The organism is Trebonia sp., from assembly GCF_030042015.1.
GTDB lineage: Bacteria > Actinomycetota > Actinomycetes > Streptosporangiales > Streptosporangiaceae > Trebonia.
Window position 1 is genome coordinate 1 of record NZ_JASIAL010000127.1, and the last position, 6,463, is coordinate 6,463.

Consider the following 6,463-nt stretch of genomic DNA (forward strand, 5'->3'; position numbering starts at 1 on the left):
TAGAGCGTGATCAGCCGCGGGTCGATGTACGACGCGCGGGCAACCGCCGGGGTGTCACCGAGCCAGTCCGCGACGCCCCGGACGCTGGCGTTGACCACGTTCTTGGCGGCCCGTGCCGAGGAAGGCTGGTCCGCCGCGGCCAGCAGCAGGGCCATCAGGACGGTGGCGTTCCAGGTGCGGAACTCCTTGGCCGTGAAGTGGCCGTCGGCGTGTTCGGCGACATAGGCGCTGACATCGTGCGAGTGCAGCGGGCGCCATGCAGAGCCTGCCGCCTGGAAGCAGAACAGCGCCGGCAGCCCGTTGTCGCTGCGGGCGAGCGCGCGCACCGTCGGCAGCACCGCCGGATCGTTGACGGTGATGGCCCGGCGCTTGCCTTCCTTGGCGACGTAATCGAAGACGAGGCCGTCTCGTCGCACGCTGACGTGCCGCTTCTCCAGCGTGGCGGCCCCGTAATGGTGATCGAGCTCGGCGTAGCGCTCGCCGCCGATCCGGAACAAGCCGAGATCGATGAGGCGGACGGCACTGGCCGCAACCCGGTCGCGGTCCAGCCGGCGCTTGCGCAGGTCGCGCAGCGTCGCCGTGCGCAGCTGGGGCAGCGCGGCGGCGAACCGCAGCATGTGCGCGAACTTCTGCTCATCGCGCTGCTCGCGCCAGAGCTGGTGATACAGGTACTGGGTCCGGCCACGGCTGTCCACGCCGGTGGCCTGGATGTGCCCCAGCGGGTCAGGCGAGATCCAGACGCTGGTCCAGCCGGGCGGGATGGCCAGCGCCTTGATCCGCTGGATCGTCTCGGCGTCGCTGACCGGCGCGCCGGACGGGTCCAGGTAGGCAAAGCCGTCGCCGGCGCGTACCCGCGTGATGCCAGGATTGCGCGGGTCGACGCGCGTCAGGCCGGCTACCGCCGCGGGGTCTGCCACCACTATTGCCTACCCTGAACCAGTTGCCGTCAGCAGTTGCGGAGCTGGCACTCGGCGAGCGTGACTTGCGGCGTGCCACCGGCGGTCGGCTCATGCAAGCGGGGATCGCGCTTGGCGCGGGGGCGCATCTGGATGGCCACGAGGAGGCCGGCCAGGACTATGACGCCGGCCGCGATCAGGAACGAGAGCCGGTACCCGGCTGCCAGCGAGCCGGCCGCGTGGGCCGTCCGCGCCGCGGCCGCCGTGGCCAGGACGGCCAGCCCGACGGCGGCCCCGGTTTGCTGGCTGGTGGTGAACAGCGCCCCGGCCAGTCCCTGGTCCTCCCGGCGGACGCCGCTGGTGATCGCGATCGACGCGGTCGGCAGCGCCAGGCCGATCCCGAGCGAGGTCAAAAGCAGGCCGGGCAGGACCACGGTCGCGTAGGTGGCCGTGACCGAGACCTGCGCGAGCCACAGCTGCCCGCCTGCCAGGCAGGCGAGGCCGGCCAGCAGCACCTGCCAGGCGGGCAGCCGGGCCAGCAGCCGGCGGGTGCCGAGCGTTGACATCACGACGACGGTCACCGTGGAGGGAACCAGCGCGAGTCCGGTCTGCAGCGGGCTGAAGTGGAGCACCTTCTGCAGGAACAGGGACACGAAGTAGACGTAGCCGGCCAGCACCGCGCCGATCATCACCATCGCCGCGACCGCCGCCCGCCGGGACGGCGCGGAGAAGATGGCCAGCGGCAGCATGGGCGCGGACGCGGTCAGTTCCGCCCGGACGAACGCGACGCCGAACACGACGGCCGCGATGAGCGCGGCGATGGTCACCGGCGCGGTGAAGGTGTGCTGCTGGCCGTAGCTGAGCCCGAAGATCAGGGCCGCGATGGCGGCCGTCACCAGCAGGGCACCGCGGTAGTCCAGCCGGGCCCCGCCCGCCCCCGCGGCCGTGGGCAGCCGCCTGATCAGCGCCAGCATGATGACGATCAGCGGCGGGTTGACCAGGAAGACCGCCCGCCAGCCCAGGTACTGGGTCAGCACGCCGCCGGCCACGATCCCGGCGGTCGCGCCCGCCGCGGTGGTCGCCTGCCAGATGCTCAGCGCCCGCGTCCGTGCCGGACCCTCCGGGTTGGTCGTGGTCAGCAGCGACAGCGCGGCCGGCGACACGACCGCGCCCGCGGCCCCCTGCGCCAGGCGCGCCGCGATCAGCATCACCGGCCACTGCGCCAGGCCGCAGGCCAGCGAGGCCAGCGCGAACACGATCAGGCCGGCAGCCAGCATCCGCCGCCGCCCGAACAGGTCGGCCATCCGGCCGCCCACCAGCAGCAGCGATCCGAACGTCAGCGCATAGCCGGTCACCACCCACTGCAGCTCGGCAGCGGCCATGTGCAAGTCGTCCTGGATGGTCGGCAGCGCCACGTTCACGATGCTGAAGTCGAGCTGCAGCACGAACTGAGCGCAGCAGATGAGCGCCATCGCCTGCCCGGCCCGCCCGGGCTGGCCCGGGCTTTCCCGGTCCGGGCCTGCTGCCGCCGGCCGCGTACCGCGCTGACGCCGCAGAACTGACAAGTCTGGCACTCCTCGAGCCGGCCGCTGACCAGCGTTATGCCTCCATAGAAGCTAATTCTGTGGCAGCACTTGGGGATCCCCGCCAGGCCCGCACCCCAGCTGCTCCTTTCCATGTACCCGAACGAGCCGTGGCGTCTCATCACGCCGCCGCTTGCTGACAGCAGCGGCATGGCGACCCGCTCGGTTATTGCCGGGGGACGGCGGGCTCGCGCCGTTATTGGTGGTGGGGGCCCCACCACCAATTGGCTTGTCGCTGGGGGCCCCACCGCCAATCCCTTCTGTGGCGGCCGCTGTCGAGATCCAGCGCAGCAGCCTGCTGCGCGGCTCCGCCGGAACGCAACAGGTTCTGGCGGATACTTCTCGTGTGGATCCGGGGATTGTCCGTTACAGCGAGCGGCCGGAACTCTGGGACGGCCTTGGCGATCTATTCGACGGCGTGTGGCCCGAGTACAACCTGCACGGCGACGTGCTCAACTACTACTGGCACCGGCTGTACGACGTGTTCCCCGAGTGGCAGTTCTTGCTCGTCGACCCGGCGGACCAGACGATCCTGGCCGAGGGCCACACGGTCCCTGTGGCCTGGGACGGCACCGATGAGGGCCTTGGCCCTGGCATCGACGCGACGATCGCCGGCGCCTTCGCGCTCCGGGCCGCGGGCGGCCAGCCGACGGCGGCCAGCGCGCTGGCGGCCGAGGTGCCGCCGCGCTACCAGGGCAGGGGGCTGGCCCCGGTCATGCTGACGGCGATGGCGGCCCTCACCCGCGAGGCAGGCCTGGCGCACCTGATCGCGCCGGTCCGCCCGAGCCACAAGGACCGGTACCCCACGATCCCTATCGAGCGCTACGCCCGCTGGGCCCGTGACGACGGGTCACCCCTCGATCCGTGGGTGCGGGTGCATGTCCGGATGGGCGCCCGCATCGGCCCGGTGATCCCGAAGTCCCTGCACATCGCCGGCACCGTCGCGGACTGGGAGTCCTGGACGAGGATGCGGTTCCCGGAGACAGGCGACTACGTGTTCCCGGCGGGCCTGGCCACCGTGCGCATCGACAGGGAGAAGGACACGGGCGAGTACTGGGAGCCCAACATCTGGATAATCCACGAGGTCAGCCCGCTGGCTGCAGGTGGCTGAGGATCTTGGCGGCGAGGGCGCTCGCGGCTTGCCGGCGGACGGCATCCAGGTTTGGGTAGATGACCGTGTTGACCGGCACGTCGTCTTCGACCTGGAACACGTTCTGGCCTACCAGGACCACGACGGTGTCGATCCCCGGGTCCCAGTATGCGGCGTAGCCCAGGCCGTGGATCGCGGGGCCGTCGGGGCTGTAATCGCCTATGTCGTTGCCGTCCGCGATCACGGTCAACTGAGCCCACGAGTCGCCGGCCACCGTGAGCGTGCCGTCGTCGGAGGCGGACACGCCCTTCTGGTTGAAGCCGCACACGTTGAGCGGGGGCTGGCTGGACTGGATGTGGCCGTCAATGCTGATCGTGATGTCCCGGAACGTGGCGGCAACGGCGAGCACGTCGGCCGACCGCAGCAGGGAGCAGGCCGACGGCGCAGGGGATGCCGGGCCGGTGGCGCCGCCCGCCACTGGGCCGCCGGCCAGGGCGGGGGTGGGAATGGTGCTGGGGACGCTCGGCACGGTGGGCGAACTGCCGCAGCCTGCCAGCATGGTCATCAGCAGGCCTGCCGCGATTGCCGCCGCGGCGGTACCCGGGCGTCGGACGGTGACGGGTCTCATGCGAACTCCCTGACGCGCTACGTCAACGGGTTGCGGGGCCTACACCCTGATCACGCGAAAGAGCGCCGGCAGGTTCGGCCCTGGCGCTGTGGGCGGCACTGATGGGCCGCGAAAACCGGCATCCCGGGTCACCACGGCGTCGATAGCCGAACGGTGGCCCCTGGCTGAGCAGCGGCCGGCCTCGATGGCGATCCGCTAGCTCGCCGGCAACCGGGAAACAGCCCAAACCAGATGTTTCTATAATAGGAACCAGGACGTATGCTTGTGCCATGGATGCGAGGGAGCTTGGTGCACGCGTCGCGGCTCTCCGCGAGGCGCGCGGAATGACAGGTCAGGAGCTTGGTGCTGCTCTCGGCCTTTCGCGGTCGCAGGTGTCAAAGATCGAACACGGTACCCGGCGGCTGGAGGTCAGCGAGGTCGCCGCGATAGCCGATGCCCTGGAGGTCAGCCTCGGAGAAATCCTTGGCGTAGAGCCCAGCAGCAGTCTGGCTTTGGCGGCCAGGGTCATGGACGCACCACAGGCCGATGACACGTTGCCGTCACGACGGCGAATGCGGCAACTGCTTGAGGCCGAAGCGACGCTAGTCAACGCGACCGGACTCCGGGAGGGCCGCCCAACCCCTTCCGGGCAGGACGTGCTCACGATGATCGGCATGCAGGGCATTCCGTCTAGCCGTGCGCCATGGCAGGACGGCGAGACACTGGCCAATCTCGTACGGCAGGGACTCGGCCTCGGCCGGGCGCCGATCGCGAACGTCGCCGACTTGGCGGAGCAGCACTTCGGACTCGACGTTGTCGCTTGGCCGACGGGCAATGCCGTCAGCGGTCTGTGTGCTCACGGTCAAGGCATTGCGATGATGCTGATCAGCACCGCATTCCCGCGCGGCCACCAGCGATTTACCGCGGCACACGAGCTGGCGCATCATCTGCTCCGCGATCCCAGGGAGATAGTACTCGACAGCGACCTGTACGACAGCAGCAACCCCATGGAGCGGCGCGCGAACGCGTTCGCCGCGGCCCTGCTGATGCCAGCCGACGGCTTGACCGACGTAATCGCTGGTCGCTCTATTGACGAAACAGTGCTATCGGGACTGATGCGCCATTTTGGCGTCAGCTTCTCGGCGCTGCTCTACAGGCTTGCAAGCCCCAGCGTGGGACTGCTCAGCACACAAGCGCGCGATGCCTGGCTGGAACAGCCAGTGTCGGCGGTACTTCGCATCGCGAATGACCCGGCACCAGAGGAACTGACCAAGCCGGACGAGTCGAGACGCATTCCCGCACGTCTGTGGCGCGCCGCTCAGGCTGGCTACCAGAGTGGCCGGGTCGGCATAGGCACCCTCGCCGCACTAGCTGACGAGTCTCCCGAACGCCTATTTGCCCGTCTCGCCGCCAATGACATCCGTCCGCCAGCGCCGGCCGATGACCTGGCGGACCTGTGACCAACCAGATACCAAAGCTGCTGCTCGATACATGCTCAATCATCAACCTGTCCTATTGCGCGCCGGTCGCCGCGATCTTCCGCAACCGCTACGAGGGGAGTGCCGGGTGGGTCCGGGCTGCACACGACGAACTTGTACGGCAACGCGGACGCCGACCCCCGCACCCACAGGCAGGGCGTGCTACAAACTGGGCAGCGACGTGGCTCGGCGCGCCCATCGAGATGACCGATATAGACCTGATTATCGCGACAGAAAGCATCCAGCGGGACATCGCAGCTGGCAGCGCCAATTCCGCGCTTGACCATCTGGGCGAGGCGGCGAGCATTGCCTTGCTCCAGTGGGCTGGAACCGGACGCCTGATCAGCGATGATCACGGCGCCAGGGGCGAGGCGCGAAAGCGAGGAGTCAGGACAAGCTCCACCGTTGGCGTAATGGCCCAATTGCTTACCATTGCCGGAAGCGGCATCGATGTAGCCATGGCTGACACTTATTTGGAGATCCTGCAGGCACAAGATCGAATGCACATGCAGTTGAAGTCAGTTGACCTGCTCGCAGGTGATCTCGGCCCCTGGCAGTAGGGCCTGCGCTGGGTTACGGTCGGGTGCCCGTGATCGAGTCGAGGATGGCCGAGGCGTACTCCTTCGGCATCTCCTCCCAGGCGAAGTGCCCGGCATCGAGGAGCACGAGGCGGCTGGCGGGCAGCCGCTCGTCGAGGAACTCCGCGTTGGCCAGCGGGACGGCGCGGTCACGGCGGCCGGCGATGATCGTGACCGGGGTCGCGATCCGCGGCAGCAGCCCGGCGAGCACGGGCAGCTCCTCCGGATACC

At 69.2% G+C, this 6,463-nt stretch carries 7 protein-coding genes; 3 read left to right on the forward strand and 4 right to left on the reverse strand.

The window, feature by feature from the left end:
* Together Q1N79_RS06290 and Q1N79_RS06295 are read right to left on the reverse strand one after the other, a co-directional pair.
* Nucleotides 1–917 (reverse strand): DNA topoisomerase IB (locus Q1N79_RS06290; protein WP_300605510.1); only part of this gene is annotated, 917 nt, incomplete at its 3' end.
* Nucleotides 918–946: 29 nt separating this feature from the next.
* Complete coding sequence (locus Q1N79_RS06295; protein WP_300605512.1) at nucleotides 947–2,461, reverse strand: MFS transporter; 1,515 nt, start codon at nucleotides 2,459–2,461, stop codon at nucleotides 947–949.
* A gap of 364 nt (nucleotides 2,462–2,825) precedes the next feature.
* Here Q1N79_RS06295 and Q1N79_RS06300 point away from each other — a divergent pair, with 364 nt between their 5' ends.
* On the forward strand, nucleotides 2,826–3,590 hold the full coding sequence (locus Q1N79_RS06300; RefSeq protein ID WP_300605513.1) for a hypothetical protein: 765 nt from the start codon (nucleotides 2,826–2,828) through the stop codon (nucleotides 3,588–3,590).
* Here the strand turns inward: Q1N79_RS06300 and Q1N79_RS06305 are convergent.
* Nucleotides 3,565–4,197, reverse strand: a complete 633-nt coding sequence (locus Q1N79_RS06305; RefSeq protein ID WP_300605514.1) for a hypothetical protein — start codon at nucleotides 4,195–4,197, stop codon at nucleotides 3,565–3,567. The genes Q1N79_RS06300 and Q1N79_RS06305 overlap by 26 nt on opposite strands.
* 269 nt (nucleotides 4,198–4,466) lie before the next feature.
* On the opposite strand from Q1N79_RS06305, the gene Q1N79_RS06310 reads away from it, so the two are divergent.
* Both Q1N79_RS06310 and Q1N79_RS06315 read left to right on the forward strand, forming a co-directional pair.
* Nucleotides 4,467–5,636 carry an ImmA/IrrE family metallo-endopeptidase gene (locus tag Q1N79_RS06310; protein ID WP_300605516.1) on the forward strand — a complete coding sequence of 390 codons (1,170 nt, stop codon included), beginning with the start codon at nucleotides 4,467–4,469 and terminating at the stop codon, nucleotides 5,634–5,636.
* Entirely contained in the window at nucleotides 5,633–6,214 is a 582-nt protein-coding gene (locus Q1N79_RS06315) for a hypothetical protein (RefSeq protein WP_300605518.1), read from the forward strand. The genes Q1N79_RS06310 and Q1N79_RS06315 overlap by 4 nt, the downstream gene beginning before the upstream one ends.
* A gap of 13 nt (nucleotides 6,215–6,227) precedes the next feature.
* Here the strand turns inward: Q1N79_RS06315 and Q1N79_RS06320 are convergent.
* On the reverse strand, nucleotides 6,228–6,463 hold a 236-nt coding region (locus Q1N79_RS06320), incomplete at its 5' end, for an alpha/beta hydrolase (protein ID WP_300605520.1).

Bases quoted from the DNA above. Each gene is read 5' to 3' on its own strand.
- Q1N79_RS06305 (WP_300605514.1), bottom strand. From the start codon at position 4,197: ATGAGACCCGTCACCGTCCGACGCCCGGGTACCGCCGCGGCGGCAATC.
- Q1N79_RS06310 (WP_300605516.1), top strand. From the start codon at position 4,467: ATGGATGCGAGGGAGCTTGGTGCACGCGTCGCGGCTCTCCGCGAGGCG.